Source organism: Halomonas sp. McH1-25 (genome assembly GCF_022348165.1).
GTDB lineage: Bacteria > Pseudomonadota > Gammaproteobacteria > Pseudomonadales > Halomonadaceae > Modicisalibacter.
On record NZ_JAKRFI010000002.1, the window covers coordinates 244,662 to 259,050 of the forward strand.

15 protein-coding genes are annotated in these 14,389 nt (G+C 60.2%); all 15 read left to right on the forward strand.

From position 1 onward, the window contains the following. Window positions 1-3 precede the first annotated feature (3 nt). The 15 genes from MHM84_RS07590 to glmU all read left to right on the forward strand — a co-directional run bounded on the left by MHM84_RS07590 (window position 4) and on the right by glmU (window position 14,387). Window positions 4-792, forward strand: coding sequence for an amino acid ABC transporter ATP-binding protein (locus MHM84_RS07590; protein ID WP_275445708.1), 789 nt, complete (start codon window positions 4-6; stop codon window positions 790-792). A 575-nt stretch (window positions 793-1,367) separates the two neighbouring features. After that, on the forward strand, window positions 1,368-3,263 hold the full coding sequence (gene mnmG / locus MHM84_RS07595; protein ID WP_239264420.1) for a tRNA uridine-5-carboxymethylaminomethyl(34) synthesis enzyme MnmG: 1,896 nt from the start codon (window positions 1,368-1,370) through the stop codon (window positions 3,261-3,263). Then, window positions 3,260-3,931 (forward strand): 16S rRNA (guanine(527)-N(7))-methyltransferase RsmG, encoded by a 672-nt coding sequence (rsmG, locus tag MHM84_RS07600; RefSeq protein WP_239264423.1) that lies wholly within the window; start codon window positions 3,260-3,262, stop codon window positions 3,929-3,931. Before mnmG ends, rsmG begins: the two co-directional genes overlap by 4 nt. Further along, the gene (locus tag MHM84_RS07605) at window positions 3,928-4,695 is read left to right on the forward strand and encodes a ParA family protein (RefSeq protein ID WP_239264425.1); all 768 of its coding nucleotides are present in this window, start codon (window positions 3,928-3,930) and stop codon (window positions 4,693-4,695) included. Before rsmG ends, MHM84_RS07605 begins: the two co-directional genes overlap by 4 nt. Window positions 4,696-4,722: 27 nt before the next feature. Then, a complete protein-coding gene (locus MHM84_RS07610; RefSeq protein ID WP_239264428.1) occupies window positions 4,723-5,637 on the forward strand; it encodes a ParB/RepB/Spo0J family partition protein in 915 nt (304 codons plus the stop codon). Between the two features lie 151 nt (window positions 5,638-5,788). Further along, window positions 5,789-6,247 carry an ATP synthase subunit I gene (locus MHM84_RS07615; protein ID WP_239264430.1) on the forward strand — a complete coding sequence of 153 codons (459 nt, stop codon included), beginning with the start codon at window positions 5,789-5,791 and terminating at the stop codon, window positions 6,245-6,247. A gap of 9 nt (window positions 6,248-6,256) precedes the next feature. Beyond that, the gene (gene atpB, locus MHM84_RS07620) at window positions 6,257-7,093 is read left to right on the forward strand and encodes a F0F1 ATP synthase subunit A (RefSeq protein ID WP_239264433.1); all 837 of its coding nucleotides are present in this window, start codon (window positions 6,257-6,259) and stop codon (window positions 7,091-7,093) included. A 60-nt stretch (window positions 7,094-7,153) separates the two neighbouring features. Next, window positions 7,154-7,381: a F0F1 ATP synthase subunit C gene (atpE, locus tag MHM84_RS07625; protein ID WP_239264434.1), complete on the forward strand. Its 228-nt coding sequence runs from the start codon at window positions 7,154-7,156 to the stop codon at window positions 7,379-7,381. Window positions 7,382-7,454: 73 nt separating this feature from the next. Continuing rightward, the gene (locus MHM84_RS07630; RefSeq protein ID WP_239264437.1) at window positions 7,455-7,925 is read left to right on the forward strand and encodes a F0F1 ATP synthase subunit B; all 471 of its coding nucleotides are present in this window, start codon (window positions 7,455-7,457) and stop codon (window positions 7,923-7,925) included. Between the two features lie 11 nt (window positions 7,926-7,936). Then, on the forward strand, window positions 7,937-8,476 hold the full coding sequence (locus MHM84_RS07635) for a F0F1 ATP synthase subunit delta (protein WP_239264441.1): 540 nt from the start codon (window positions 7,937-7,939) through the stop codon (window positions 8,474-8,476). 16 nt (window positions 8,477-8,492) lie between these two features. Next, complete coding sequence (gene atpA / locus MHM84_RS07640; protein ID WP_239264443.1) at window positions 8,493-10,037, forward strand: F0F1 ATP synthase subunit alpha; 1,545 nt, start codon at window positions 8,493-8,495, stop codon at window positions 10,035-10,037. A gap of 64 nt (window positions 10,038-10,101) precedes the next feature. After that, complete coding sequence (atpG, locus tag MHM84_RS07645) at window positions 10,102-10,980, forward strand: F0F1 ATP synthase subunit gamma (protein ID WP_239264445.1); 879 nt, start codon at window positions 10,102-10,104, stop codon at window positions 10,978-10,980. A gap of 49 nt (window positions 10,981-11,029) precedes the next feature. Further along, complete coding sequence (gene atpD, locus MHM84_RS07650) at window positions 11,030-12,406, forward strand: F0F1 ATP synthase subunit beta (RefSeq protein WP_239264448.1); 1,377 nt, start codon at window positions 11,030-11,032, stop codon at window positions 12,404-12,406. Window positions 12,407-12,432: 26 nt separating this feature from the next. Next, on the forward strand, window positions 12,433-12,861 hold the full coding sequence (locus tag MHM84_RS07655; protein WP_239264450.1) for a F0F1 ATP synthase subunit epsilon: 429 nt from the start codon (window positions 12,433-12,435) through the stop codon (window positions 12,859-12,861). 146 nt (window positions 12,862-13,007) lie between these two features. Beyond that, window positions 13,008-14,387, forward strand: coding sequence for a bifunctional UDP-N-acetylglucosamine diphosphorylase/glucosamine-1-phosphate N-acetyltransferase GlmU (glmU, locus tag MHM84_RS07660; RefSeq protein WP_239264453.1), 1,380 nt, complete (start codon window positions 13,008-13,010; stop codon window positions 14,385-14,387). Window positions 14,388-14,389 lie beyond the last annotated feature (2 nt).

Genomic DNA, 14,389 nt, shown 5'->3' on the forward strand with positions numbered 1-14,389 from the left:
CACATGAGCGAAGCAACCCATACCCCATCGCGCCAGACCGACGACCGTGAGCCCATCGTCCGTCTCGACAAGGTCAACAAGCACTTCGGCAAATTGCATGTCATGCAGGACATCGACCTGGAAGTCGCCCCCGGCGAGGTAGTCGTCATCGTCGGGGCCAGCGGCTCCGGTAAATCGACACTGATTCGCTGCGTCAACGGTCTCGAGGAGTTCCAAGGCGGGCGCATCGTGGTCGACGGCAACGAACTGCTGCCCAACGGCAAGAGCGGCAAAACGCTGCAGACCATCCGTACCGAAGTCGGCATGGTCTTTCAGCAATTCAACCTGTTTCCGCACCTGTCGGTGCTCGACAATGTCACCCTGGCGCCAATGAAGGTACGCAACTGGCCTCGCGACAAGGCGCTGGACACTGCGCAAAAGCTGCTAGCCCGCGTCGGCATCGAGGATCAGGCTGACAAGTATCCCAGCCAGCTCTCCGGCGGTCAGCAACAGCGCGTGGCGTTGGCCCGCGCCCTGGCCATGGAGCCGCGTCTTATGCTGTTCGACGAGCCCACTTCGGCGCTCGATCCGGAAATGATTGGCGAAGTACTCGATGCCATGCGTGAACTCGCCAACGAGGGCATGACCATGATGATCGTCACCCATGAAATGGGCTTTGCCCGAGAAGTCGCCGATCGGGTGATCTTCGTGCATGGCGGTCGCATCGTCGAACAGGGGCCACCTCATGAAGTCTTCGATCATCCTCGCCATGAGCGGACTCAGTCGTTCCTGTCCCGCGTGCTCAAGCACTGATTCGCGCTTCTCCTCGTGACCGAACGCCCGCTCTTGAAGCGGGCATTTTTTATCCAGCCCTCTCGTCACTGGCTTCTTTCCGCTATGCACAGGCACTTTTTTGGCCTGTGGATAGTTTTCCGCTTCAGCAGCCAAAAATCGTCCTGTTGCCCCCGCCATGCCTGGCTTTCCCCGTCTTGATCCGTGTTGTTAATCACCCTGATGACAGCCACGGTAGGCACAGGTGGATAAGCGGGGCATAAAGCCGCGTGTGGATAAGGTCATGTTCCATCCACAGTCTCACGGCATGATTTCCGCAGCTCACTGACCGCTTTTCCCACGATTGGTTAACAATGCAACGCAATGAGATATTTATGGTTTTTTAGGTTATCCACAAAAAGTATCCACACTAGTAGTAACAACCACAACAGAACTTCTTTTCTTTAACTCTATTTTTATTAATGAATGACAAATGGCTCTGAGAAAACGCCATGTGGAAAACCCCTGACGGTTACCCACAGGGACGTTATACTGGGCGGCTATTTACCCTCACCTGCCAAAACCGGCGCGCCGACAGGCGCAAGTCGAGGTGCATTTTGGATTACCCCAACCGCTTTGACGTCATCGTCATCGGCGGTGGCCATGCGGGAACAGAAGCCGCACTGGCCGCTGCCCGCATGGGCTGTCAGACCCTATTACTGACACACAACATCGAGACGCTGGGGCAGATGTCCTGCAACCCGGCGATCGGCGGAATCGGCAAGAGCCATCTGGTCAAGGAGATCGATGCGCTCGGTGGTGCCATGGCATTGGCCACCGACCGTGGTGGCATCCAGTTTCGTGTGCTCAATGCGCGCAAGGGGCCGGCCGTGCGTGCCACGCGCGCCCAGGCCGACCGTGTACGCTACAAGGCGGCCATTCGCGGCATGCTGGAGAACCAGCCCAACCTGACCCTGTTTCAACAGGGTGTGGATGACTTGATCGTCGAGAACGACACGGTTCGCGGCGCCGTTACCCAGACCGGGATTCGTTTCCTCGGTGAGACCGTGGTGCTGTGTACCGGTACCTTCCTGGGTGGAGTTATCCACATCGGGCTGGACCATCATGCCGGTGGCCGCGCCGGCGATCCGCCGGCCAATGCATTGGCTCAGCGACTGCGCGCATTGCCGTTTCGTGTCGCGCGTCTCAAGACCGGGACGCCACCGCGTATCGATGCCAAGAGCGTCGATTTCTCCATGCTCGAGGAGCAGCCCGGCGATACGCCGACACCTGTGATGTCGTATCTCGGCTCGCAAGCAATGCATCCACAGCAGGTCAGCTGTCACATTGCGCACACCAACGAGCGCACTCACGAGATCATTTTTGCCAATCTCGATCGTTCGCCGATGTACTCCGGGGTCATCGAAGGTGTCGGGCCGCGTTACTGTCCTTCGATCGAGGACAAAGTCCATCGCTTTGCCGACAAGACCAGCCATCAGGTATTCATCGAACCCGAGGGGCTGGACACCCACGAACTCTACCCCAACGGAATTTCCACCTCGTTGCCGTTCGACGTGCAGTTACAGGTGGTTCGCTCGATCAAAGGGATGGAGAATGCCCACATCACGCGGCCGGGCTATGCCATCGAATACGATTTCTTCGATCCGCGCGATTTACGCCATTCGCTGGAAACCAAGTTTATCCACAACCTGTTTTTCGCCGGTCAGATCAACGGTACCACCGGCTACGAAGAAGCCGGGGCCCAGGGACTACTCGCTGGTCTGAACGCTGCCCGACGCGCACTCGGGCAGGACAGCTGGGCACCGCGGCGCGACGAGGCCTACCTCGGCGTGTTGGTGGATGATCTGATCACCATGGGTACTCAGGAGCCGTACCGTATGTTCACCTCGCGGGCCGAATACCGGTTGCTGCTGCGCGAGGACAATGCCGATCTGCGCCTGACCGAAACCGGCCGTCGGCTGGGCCTGGTCGACGATCGGCGTTGGGCCGCCTTCGAGGCCAAACGCAAAGGCATCGAGCGAGAGACTGCACGCCTGCAGTCGGCGTGGGTCCAGCCCCGTTCCGCCGAGGCCGATCAGTTGAACGCCAAGCTGCCCAAGCCGCTGAACCGGGAGTACAGCCTATTCGAGCTGCTCAAGCGTCCCGAGCTCGTCTATGCCGATGTCGCCGTACTCAAGGGCGAGCCGGTGAGCGACGAGGCCGTGGCCGAGCAGGTCCAGATCCAGGCCAAGTATCAGGGCTATATCGATCGTCAGCAGGACGAGATCGACAAGCTCAAGCGTCATGAGCAGACACCGCTGCCGGCGGACCTCGATTATGACCGGGTCGAGGGGCTGTCCAACGAGATTCGCCAGAAACTCGCCGCGACGCGTCCCGAAACGCTGGCTCAGGCCGGGCGCATCTCCGGTGTCACCCCAGCGGCAGTATCGATCCTGCTGATTCACCTCAAGAAGCGCCGTCTGCTCGATGACCGTCGCGCGGTGAATGCATGACGCCGGAGTGTGAGCGCCGTCTCGTCAGTGGACTCGCCCAACTGGGCATCGACGCCGATGCCCAGGCGCATGATCGTCTGCTGGCGTTACTGGCGCTGTTGCACAAGTGGAATCGCGCCTATAACCTCACCGCGGTACGTTCGGCCGAGGAGATGGTGACCCGTCACCTCCTCGACAGTGCGTCGGTGTTGCCGCTGGTGCACGGCCCGCGACTGCTGGACGTGGGCTCGGGTCCCGGCCTGCCTGGCCTGGTTCTGGCGATCCTCGATCCGCAGCTGGCCGTTACGCTGCTCGACAGCAATGGCAAGAAGGTCCGCTTCCAGCGCCAGGCGGTACTCGAACTGGGCCTGGGCAACGTGACTCCGGTACAGGCCAGGGTCGAGGCGTATCGCGTGGAGGCGCCGTTCGAGCAGATCATCTCACGGGCCTTCGCCAGCCTGACCGACTTCGTCGCGCTCACCGAGCCGCTGCTCGCCGACGATGGCGAATGGCTGGCGATGAAGGGCCGCGCCGCCGAACAGGAAAGTTTGGCGTTACCGGACAGCATCATGCTGATCGAGCGACGTGAGTTGCATGTACCCGGCGACGAGGCCAGCCGCCAACTGCTGCGTCTACGGCGCGCCGGGAAAACCATTTTGACGGGGAGTCGGGAAGGGAGTCGTTCGTGACCAAGATCATTGCCTTGACCAACCAGAAGGGCGGCGTCGGCAAGACCACCACGGCAGTCAATCTGGCCGCCGCCCTGGCTGCCCTCGATCGCCGCGTGCTGTTGGTCGACCTCGATCCCCAGGGGCATGCCACCATGGGCAGTGGAGTCGATAAGCATGAACTGGATGGCAGCGTGCTCGACGTCCTGCTCGGCGACAAGCGTGCCGTCGACGTGATCCTCGATTGCCCCGAGGCCGGCTACGCGTTGCTACCTGGCAATGCCGACCTCACCGCGGCGGAAGTCGACCTACTCGACCGTGACGGTCGCGAACGCTGCCTGCACGATGCGCTTGCCGGAATCGCTCGCGAGTACGATGTGGTGTTGATCGACTGCCCGCCATCGCTCAACATGCTCACGCTCAACGGCCTGACCGCGGCGCATGGCGTGCTGATCCCGCTGCAGTGCGAATTTTATGCCCTCGAAGGCCTGTCGGCGCTGCTCGATACCGTCGAGCAGATTCGGGCCAGCGTGAATCCGACGCTGCAGGTGTTCGGTATCGTGAGGACCATGTACGACAACCGCAACAGTCTGACGCGCGACATCAGCAAGCAGTTGAGCGATTACTTCGGTGACACCTTGCTCAAAACCACCATTCCGCGCAACGTACGCGTGGCCGAAGCGCCCAGTCATGGGCTGCCCGTCACCAAGTATGCACGCTTCTCGCGTGGCAGCCAGGCCCATCGGGTGCTGGCCAAGGAATTGATCCGTCGCTTGTCGTTATGATTCGGGAAACGCCTCGTAGGAACGCTCATGACTCGTAAACGTGCCCTGGGACGTGGTCTGGATGCCCTGATAGGCGCCGGTGCCCGCCGCCGTGAACTGCTCGATGCCGATGGTCAGCTCGATAGTGCCACACTCGCCGAAGGCGCTTCCGTCGTCGAGGATAGCAATGAACGCCTGGTCCGCCTGCCACTGGAACAACTGAGCCGGGGCAAGTACCAGCCACGCCGTGAGATCCAGCCCGAGGCGCTCGAGGAACTCACCGATTCGATCCGCGCCCAGGGCGTGATGCAGCCCATCGTGGTAAGGCCGATCGGCGAAGACCGCTACGAAATCATCGCCGGCGAGCGTCGCTGGCGTGCCGCGCAGCTCGCCGAGCTCAACGACATTCCGGCGGTGGTCCGCGACGTCAGCGACCAGACTGCGCTGGCCCTGGCGCTGATCGAGAACATTCAGCGCGAGAACCTCAATCCGGTCGAGGAGGCAATGGCACTGAAACGCCTGCTCGATGAGTTCGAGCTGACTCAACAGCAGGTTGCCGATGCGGTGGGCAAGTCGCGCGCCCAGGTCGCCAACCTGTTGCGCTTGCTGGCGCTCGATCCTGAAGTGCAGACGCTGCTCGAGCGGGGCGATCTCGACATGGGACATGCGCGTGCCCTGTTAACCCTGCCTGCGGCAAAACAGCGCAGGGCGGCACATGAGGTCGTGGCCAAGGAGCTCACCGTACGCCAGACCGAAGCCTTGGTGAAGCAACTTCAGCAGGGCAAGCCCAGTGAGAAACCGACCGACAAACCCACGGCCGATGTCGCCAGGCTGGAAACCCAGCTGGGCGAATTGCTGGGCGCGCCGGTGCGCATCCAGCATGGCAGCAAGGGAAACGGGCGAGTGACCATTCGCTATGGCAGTCTCGATGAACTCGACGGCATCCTGGCGCATATTCGCTAGTCCAGCGAGGCCAATGACTGTTTAGCATGATAACGATTTATCCATGCAGATCGTTACCTATTGGTTGTAAGGTCGCTAAAGTTCGAGCAATTTCGGTGCATGATCGGTTGAAGGGTGATCCCCGCTCCCCTATAATCCGCCGGGATTTACCATGAGGATGACCCTGGTCAACGAGGTGAACATCGGGCCCGGAAAATTGCATCGGACGCAGCAATCGATCCCCGCGGCGTACAAGCGCCCCAGGCTTTATCGGATCCTTCTGTTTCAGAGCTTGATGGCGGTTATGCTCATCGCTGCTAGCCTTGTGGCGGCAGGTCGAGAGGCTGCTTTTGCCGCTCTGACGGGCTGCGTAGTAGGTATCGTGCCTAACCTCTATTTCGCATGGCGTATGTTCCTGGTAAGCAACGTAAGCCATGCCCGCATCATAACAAGAAGCCTCTACACCGCTGAGGCCGGTAAGTTCGGTTTGACGGTGGCTCTGTTTGCGCTCGTGTTTGCCACAGTGCCCCCCTCAAACCCAGCTTTGTTTTTTTGTGCTTATGTGGCGACATCGTTTGTGCATTGGTTAGCACCCTGGCTAATGCACGGCAGATCGCTCCCCCGGAATTGAGGCAGATCCATGGCAAGCGAAAATGTAACCTCTGTTGAGTACATTCAGCACCACCTGCAGAACCTGACCTTCGGCCTGCATCCAGAAAATGGCTGGTCGATCGCCCATGGTGCTGAAGAGGCACGCGAAATGGGGTTCTGGGCTATTCACCTGGATACCATCGGTTGGTCCGTGCTGATGGGGGTCATCTTTCTTGGCCTGTTCCGCAAGGTTGCCAACTCCGCGACCAGTAGCGGCGTACCGGGTGGCCTGCAGAACATGGTCGAGATGGTGGTAGAGTTCGTTGACGATACCGTCAAGACCACGTTTCAGGGGCCTCATACCCGTAGTCCGTTGATTGCACCCTTGGCCTTGACAGTGTTCGTGTGGATATTTCTCCAGAATTCACTGAAGCTGATTCCGATCGACTGGTTGCCAGGGGTCTTTGCCAAACTGGGGGTCGACTACATGAAGGTCGTTCCGACGACCGACCCCAACGCGACATTCGGCATGGCCATAGGCGTGTTCTGCCTGATCATATTCTACAGCTTCAAGATCAAGGGAGCGGGTGGCTTCGCCAAGGAACTGTCATTCACTCCTTTCAATCATTGGTCGCTGGTGCCCTTCAATCTGTTTCTTGAAGTGCTCCAGCTACTGGTCAAGCCCATCAGCTTGGCGTTGCGACTATTTGGCAACATGTATGCTGGCGAAGTCATCTTTATCCTGATTGCATTGTTGCCGTTCTGGATCCAATGGACACTGAATGTACCGTGGGCCATTTTCCACATTCTGGTCATCACACTACAGGCTTTCATCTTCATGGTGCTGACAGTGGTTTACCTGAGTTCGGCGCACGAGAAACACTGACACGGTTTCAACATAACCTAGCTACACCTTAACCTTGACTAAAAACTAGGAGTTACTCCCATGGAACTTATCTACATTGCCGCTGCTCTCATGATCGGTCTTGGCGCACTCGGTACCGGCATTGGCTTTGCGATTCTAGGTGGCAAGCTGCTCGAAGCGACTGCTCGTCAGCCGGAATTGGGTCCCCTGCTGCAGACTCGAACCTTCCTTATGGCTGGCCTGCTTGACGCTGTGCCGATGATCGGTGTTGGTATCGCAATGTACCTGATCTTCGTTGTTGCCGGTTAATACGACATGCCGAGCGTTTTGACGCTCGGTCTGTCTTATCCGGTCGCCACGAAACTGTCAGAGGTACATTCCTGTGAATATCAATTTGACGCTTATCGGGCAAACGATCGCCTTTGCGATCTTTGTCTGGTTCTGCATGAAGTATGTGTGGCCGCCGCTAATCCAGGCACTGCAGGAGCGCCAGAAGAAGATTGCCGATGGTCTGGACGCTGCCAGCCGTGCTAACCGCGATCTCGAACTGGCCCAGCAACAGGCCAACGAGACTCTGCGTGAAAGCAAGGAGCAGGCAGCGCAGATTCTTGAGCAGGCCCACAAGCGGTCGAACCAGATGATCGAGGAGGCGCGCGAGAATGCCCGTCTGGAAGGCGAGCGCATGATTGCCAGCGCCCGTTCTGAAATCGATCAGGAGATCAACCGCGCGAAGGAAGAGCTGCGTGCGCAGGTTGCACGACTCGCCATCGAGGGGGCGGAGCGGATCCTGGAATCCTCCATCGACGAGGCCAAACACCGCGAGCTCGTCGACAAACTCGCTACCGAGCTTTGAGGAGGTGACCCATGGCTGAAACGTCTACCGTTGCCCGACCTTACGCCAAGGCGGCGTTCGAGTTCGCGCACGCCCAGGGGGCGCTAGAGGCCTGGTCCGACATGTTGGCGTTGGCAGCGAAGGTGGCTGTCGATGCCGATATGCGAGCCCGCGTGATGGACAACCCCCGGTTGTCCGGCGTCGATAAGGCCGATGTGATCATCGAGGTCTGCGGCGATGCGATGGGCAAGGAGGGGCAGAACTTCCTCCGGACCCTCGGCCAACACAACCGCCTGGTGGCGCTGCCGGACATTGCCGAGCAATTCGAACTGCTCAAGGCCCAGCAGGAAAGACGCATGGACGTGACCATCGTCTCTGCGTTCCCGCTGGATGCCAAGCAGGAAGACAAGCTCGCGAGTGCCCTGGCCAAGCGCCTGAACCGCGAAATCTCCATTACCACTCAGGTGGACAGCGCCCTGCTGGGCGGCGTCATCCTGCGCGCCGGCGACACCGTGATCGACGGGTCGGTACGTGGTCGATTGGCCCGCCTACGCGACACACTTTCCGTCTGAGTCTGAGGGACATGGCATGCAGCAACTGAATCCTTCCGAGATCAGCGACATCATCAAGCAGCGTATCGAAAAGCTGGATGTCGCGACCGAAGCCCGTAACCAGGGCACCATCGTTAGCGTATCCGACGGCATCGTGCAGATTCACGGTGTGGCGGAAGCGATGTTCGGTGAAATGATCGAGTTTCCCAATAACATCTATGGTTTGGTGCTCAACCTAGAGCGTGACAGCGTCGGTGCCGTCGTGCTCGGCGACTATCAGCAGCTCGAAGAAGGCATGACTGCCATGTGTACCGGTCGTGTCCTCGAAGTCCCGGTGGGCCCTGAACTGGTCGGCCGCGTGGTCGACGCGCTGGGCAACCCCATCGATGGTAAGGGCGAGATCAACGCCAAGATGACCGATGCGGTGGAAAAGGTCGCTCCGGGCGTCATCACCCGTCAGTCCGTCGATGAGCCGATCCAGACCGGCCTCAAGTCGATCGACGCCATGGTGCCGATCGGCCGCGGCCAGCGCGAACTGATCATCGGTGACCGTCAGATCGGTAAGTCCGCCATTGCGATCGACGCCATCATCAACCAGAAAGGCAAGGGCGTTACCTGTATCTACGTTGCCGTAGGCCAGAAACAGTCCACTATTGCCAGCATGGTTCGCAAGCTCGAGGAATACGGCGCGATGGAGCATACCATCGTCGTCGCTGCCGGTGCCGCCGATCCGGCTGCCATGCAGTTCCTGGCACCTTACGCCGGTTGTTCCATGGGCGAGTACTTCCGCGACCGTGGTGAAGACGCGCTGATCGTCTACGACGACCTGACCAAGCAGGCCTGGGCTTATCGCCAGATTTCTCTGCTGCTCAAGCGTCCGCCGGGCCGCGAAGCCTATCCGGGTGACGTATTCTATCTCCACTCGCGTCTGCTCGAGCGCGCCGCGCGTGTCAATGCCGACTACGTCGAGAAGTTCACCAACGGTGAAGTTACCGGCAAGACTGGCTCTTTGACCGCGCTGCCGCTGATCGAGACCCAGGGGGGGGACGTTTCGGCGTTCGTTCCCACCAACGTCATCTCGATCACCGATGGTCAGATTTTCCTGGAAACCAGCCTTTTCCACTCAGGGATTCGCCCGGCCATCAACGCTGGCCTGTCAGTCTCTCGTGTAGGTGGCTCGGCACAGACCAAGATCATCAAGAAGCTGGGTGGCGGTGTGCGTCTGGCGCTGGCGCAGTATCGTGAGCTGGCGGCGTTCTCGCAGTTTGCCTCCGACCTGGATGAAGCAACTCGTAAACAGCTCGAGCACGGCGAACGTGTCACCGAACTGATGAAGCAGAAGCAGTACTCGCCGATGTCCGTGGCTGAAATGGCGCTGTCGCTGTTCGCTGCCAACGAAGGCTTCCTGGACGACGTCGAGGTTAACAAGGTGCTCGACTTCGAAGCGGCTCTGCACGATTACATGAAGGCCGAGCATGGCGAGCTGCTGGACAAGATCAACCAGACCGGCGATTACAGCGACGAGATCAAGAATGGTCTCAAGTCTGGCGTCGAGCAATTCAAGGCCACTCAGACCTGGTAATCCTTCTGGCCCGGTTTGCCCGGGCCAGTGATTTCCCTGAGGGCCACGAATGAGGTAGATCGCTATGGCAGCTGCAAAAGAGATTCGCACCCAGATTGGGAGCATCAAGAATACGCAGAAGATTACCAGCGCCATGGAAATGGTCGCTGCGTCGAAGATGCGTAAGGCACAGGATCGGATGGCGGCCAGCCAGCCCTATGCAAGGCAGATCCGCAAGGTCGTAGGCCATATTGCCGAGGCGAACCCGGAATATCGCCATGACTACATGATCGACCGTGAAGTCAAGCGTGTCGGTTATATCGTCGTGTCCAGTGATCGCGGTCTGGCCGGTGGCCTGAACGTCAACCTGTTCAGGGCAGTGGTCAAGGACGTCAAGCAATGGCGAGACAAGGGCGTCGAAGTCAACTTTGTTGCTATCGGTAGCAAGGCCAGTGGCTTCTTTCGCAAGTATGGCGGCAATCTCATGGCAGCCAAGAGCGGTATAGGCGAAGCGCCGGAAGCCAAGGACCTGATCGGTAGCGTCAAGGTGATGCTGGATGCCTTCGATGAAGGGGAGCTGGATCGGCTTTACGTGGTGTACAACGAGTTCGTCAACACCATGACCCAGAGTCCGACCATTCGCCAGCTGGTGCCCCTGGTCGCTGAGCAGGCCGACGATAAAGATGAACAAGCCCGTCCCACGACGAGTTGGGACTACCTGTATGAGCCGGACGCCCAGTACCTGCTCGATGCGCTTCTGAAGCGTTATGTCGAGTCCCAGGTCTATCAGGCGGTGGTGGAGAATGCAGCCTGCGAGCAGGCGGCGCGGATGATCGCGATGAAGAACGCGACCGATAACGCCGGCAACCTGATCGACGATTTGCAACTGGCGTACAACAAGGCCCGCCAGGCGGCCATTACCCAGGAACTCTCCGAGATCGTCAGTGGTGCCGCCGCAGTATAAGCGCCGGTGAGGCTAAGCAGGTTTCATTTGCAGGTTAAGAGGAACCAAGATGAGCGGACGTATCGTACAAATCATCGGCGCGGTGATTGACGTAGAGTTCCCGCGGGACGACGTGCCCAGGCTCTACGACGCGCTGAAGGTCTCGGACACCGGGACCATTATGGAAGTCCAGCAGCAGTTGGGCGACGGGGTGGTTCGAGCCATTGCCATGGGTTCCACCGAAGGCCTCAAGCGTGGTTTCGAGGTTGAAGGCTCGGGAGCCGCGATTTCCGTGCCGGTGGGCAAGGAAACCCTGGGTCGGATCATGAACGTGCTAGGCGAGCCGATCGACGAAGCGGGAGAGATCGGTGAGCAGGAGCGCATGCCGATTCACCGCAAGGCACCGACCTACGCGGAACAGGCAGCGTCCAACGAGTTGCTGGAAACCGGTATCAAGGTCATCGACCTGGTGTGCCCGTTCGCCAAGGGCGGCAAGGTTGGCCTGTTCGGTGGTGCCGGTGTCGGCAAGACCGTCAACATGATGGAGCTGATTCGTAACATCGCCACCGAGCACAGTGGTTACTCGGTATTCGCCGGTGTCGGTGAGCGTACCCGTGAGGGTAACGACTTCTACTATGAAATGCAGGAGTCCAACGTTCTCGACAAGGTGGCTCTAGTCTACGGTCAGATGAACGAGCCGCCCGGCAACCGCCTGCGTGTGGCGCTGACCGGCCTGACCATTGCCGAGAAGTTCCGCGACGAAGGCCGTGACGTTCTGCTGTTCGTCGACAACATCTATCGTTACACCCTGGCGGGTACTGAAGTCTCGGCACTGCTGGGCCGCATGCCGTCAGCGGTGGGTTACCAGCCTACGCTGGCCGAGGAGATGGGGGTTCTTCAGGAGCGCATCACCTCCACCAAGACCGGCTCGATCACCTCCGTTCAGGCCGTCTATGTACCTGCGGACGACTTGACCGACCCTTCGCCGGCCACGACCTTTGCCCACCTTGACGCCACGGTGGTACTGGCGCGTTCGATTGCCGAACTGGGTATCTATCCGGCCATTGATCCGCTGGATTCCACCTCGCGTCAGTTGGATCCGCTGGTCGTCGGCGAGGAGCACTACAACACGGCGCGAGGCGTACAGAACGTGCTTCAGCGCTATAAGGAGCTCAAGGACATCATCGCCATCCTGGGGATGGACGAGCTGTCCGACGAGGACAAGCAGGCGGTCAACCGGGCGCGTAAGATCCAGCGCTTCCTGTCGCAGCCGTTCTTCGTCGCCGAGGTCTTTACCGGTGCGCCCGGCAAGTACGTCTCGCTCAAGGACACCATTCGCGGCTTCCAGGGCATTCTGGACGGTGAATACGACGATCTGCCGGAACAGGCCTTCTATATGGTTGGCACCATCGACGAAGCCGTCGAGAAAGCCAACAACATGAAGTGAGGCCACTCACGCTAGAGGACTAAGGTATGGCGAACAGCTTCCAATGCGAGATCGTCAGCGCCGAGCAATCGCTCTTCTCCGGAGAGATCAATCAGCTCGTCGTCACCGGCGTGATGGGAGAACTGGGGATCCTTGCCGGTCACACACCGCTGTTGACCGAGTTGCAACCGGGGCCGCTGAGGGTGATTCGCGAAGGTGACGAGGAGGAAATCTACTACGTCACCGGCGGATTCATCGAGGTGCAGCCGAACATTGTCTCGGTGCTGGCCGATACCGCGACCCGTGCTCATGATATTGATGAGGCATCGGCGGAAGAGGCACGCAAGGAGGCTTTGCGCTCCATCAACGAGCAGAAGTCGGACCTGGATTACTCCAGGGCGACGGCGGAGCTCGCCGAGGCGGTGGCCCAGTTGCGTACGCTGGAAAAATTGCGTCAGAAAGGCGGCCGGCGCTAGACCTGGCTTGCCTTGTCGTACGAGTATTTACCCCGTGGATCCTCCGATCCACGGGGTATTTCTTTTTCGGCATCGCTGCAGCGTTGGTATGCAGCAGTGGCGGGTTTAGAATGGCCTATGATCGATGAACTGGATAAGGGTAGGGCATGACGCTCGACGTAGTGATTCTCGCCGCGGGTCAGGGCACCCGCATGCGCTCGGCCACGCCGAAAGTGCTACATCACGTGGCCGGCAAGCCGATGGTGCGCCACGTGATCGACACGGCCACGCAACTGGGCGCCGATCGGCTGCATGTGGTGATCGGGCATGGCGGCGAGTCGGTACGTGAACGTCTCGCCGAATGCCCGCTGCGGTTCGTCGTACAGGCCGAGCAGAAGGGCACCGGCCACGCCGTGGCTCAGACCGTGGACGGCCTCGGCGATGGCAAGGTGCTGGTACTGTACGGTGACGTGCCGCTGATCCGGCGCGACACGCTCGCGGCGCTGCTCGACGAGGTCGATGAGCGGCGCATGGCATTGCTCACCGTGACATTGGCCGATCCGACGGGCTACGGGCGCATCAAGCGCAACGCCCGGGGCGAGGCGGTGGCGATCATCGAACACAAGGACGCCTCCGAGGCCGAGCGCGCCATCGGCGAGTGCAACACCGGCATCATGGCCATGACCGCTGACCAGCTGCGGCGCTGGCTGCCCCGTCTGTCGTCCGACAACGCCCAGGGCGAATATTACCTGACCGACGTCATTGCCATGGCTGCCGGGGAAGGCACCGCCATCGCCACCGCGCAACCGGCCTCCGCTACCGAGGTCGAAGGCGTCAACAATCGCCTGCAACTGGCCCGTCTGGAACGCGCCTACCAACTGGCCGAGGCCGAACGACTGATGGCCGAGGGCGTGACGCTGGCCGATCCAGCGCGGCTCGACGTACGCGGCAGCCTGCGCTGCGCTCAGGATGTCGAGATCGATGTCGGTTGCGTCTTCGAAGGCGAGGTCGAACTGGCCGCTGGGGTGCGCATCGGACCGTACACTATCATCCGCAACAGCCGAGTCGGGCCGGGCTGCGTCATCGAAGCGCACAGCCTGCTCGATGGCGCCGTGCTCGACGGCGACTGCCGGGTCGGCCCCTTCGCACGCCTGCGCCCCGGTACGCAGCTGGCCCGCCAGGCCAAGGTCGGCAACTTCGTCGAGACCAAGAATGCCCGGGTCGGCGAGGGCAGCAAGATCAATCACCTCAGCTATGTCGGCGATGCCCGGCTGGGACGTGACGTCAATGTCGGCGCCGGGACCATCACCTGCAACTACGACGGCACCAACAAGCACCACACCGAGATCGGCGATGGCGCATTCATCGGCTCCAACACGGCGCTGGTCGCGCCGGTGCGGGTCGGTGATGGGGCCACCATCGGTGCCGGATCCACGATCAATCGGGACGTCGAAGCCGGAGCGCTGGGCGTAGCCCGCACCCGACAGATCACCAAGGCGGACTGGTCGCGCCCGCGCAAGCAGCCCAAGCAGGAATCCAAGGAGTAAAG

Bases quoted from the DNA above. Each gene is read 5' to 3' on its own strand.
- MHM84_RS07590 (WP_275445708.1), top strand. From the start codon at position 4: ATGAGCGAAGCAACCCATACCCCATCGCGCCAGACCGACGACCGTGAG.
- rsmG (WP_239264423.1), top strand. From the start codon at position 3,260: ATGACGCCGGAGTGTGAGCGCCGTCTCGTCAGTGGACTCGCCCAACTG.
- MHM84_RS07610 (WP_239264428.1), top strand. From the start codon at position 4,723: ATGACTCGTAAACGTGCCCTGGGACGTGGTCTGGATGCCCTGATAGGC.
- MHM84_RS07615 (WP_239264430.1), top strand. From the start codon at position 5,789: ATGAGGATGACCCTGGTCAACGAGGTGAACATCGGGCCCGGAAAATTG.
- atpB (WP_239264433.1), top strand. From the start codon at position 6,257: ATGGCAAGCGAAAATGTAACCTCTGTTGAGTACATTCAGCACCACCTG.
- atpE (WP_239264434.1), top strand. From the start codon at position 7,154: ATGGAACTTATCTACATTGCCGCTGCTCTCATGATCGGTCTTGGCGCA.
- MHM84_RS07635 (WP_239264441.1), top strand. From the start codon at position 7,937: ATGGCTGAAACGTCTACCGTTGCCCGACCTTACGCCAAGGCGGCGTTC.
- atpA (WP_239264443.1), top strand. From the start codon at position 8,493: ATGCAGCAACTGAATCCTTCCGAGATCAGCGACATCATCAAGCAGCGT.
- atpG (WP_239264445.1), top strand. From the start codon at position 10,102: ATGGCAGCTGCAAAAGAGATTCGCACCCAGATTGGGAGCATCAAGAAT.
- atpD (WP_239264448.1), top strand. From the start codon at position 11,030: ATGAGCGGACGTATCGTACAAATCATCGGCGCGGTGATTGACGTAGAG.
- MHM84_RS07655 (WP_239264450.1), top strand. From the start codon at position 12,433: ATGGCGAACAGCTTCCAATGCGAGATCGTCAGCGCCGAGCAATCGCTC.
- glmU (WP_239264453.1), top strand. From the start codon at position 13,008: ATGACGCTCGACGTAGTGATTCTCGCCGCGGGTCAGGGCACCCGCATG.